Consider the following 252-nt stretch of genomic DNA (forward strand, 5'->3'; position numbering starts at 1 on the left):
AGCAGGCCCTCGCCGATCGGCGGCGGGTGCTCGGCAACGATCACCCCGACACGCTGACTTCGGTCAACAACCTCGCCTACGCCTACCAGGCGGCGGGGGACTTGGGGCGGGCGATCTCGCTGTTCGAGCAGGCCCTCACCGACTGCCGGCGGGTGCTCGGCAACGATCACCCCCAGACGCTGACTTCGGTCAACAACCTCGCCGGCGCCTACAGGTCGGCGGGGGACTTGGGGCGGGCGATCTCGCTGTTCG

At 69.8% G+C, this 252-nt stretch carries 1 protein-coding gene; it reads left to right on the plus strand.

The genetic code is table 11. The features are described 5' to 3' along the window. The coding region (locus tag ACVMYR_RS33215) for a tetratricopeptide repeat protein (protein ID WP_457123714.1) at positions 1-252 on the plus strand (252 nt) is incomplete at both ends.

This window comes from Micromonospora sp. PTRAS2, from assembly GCF_054052245.1.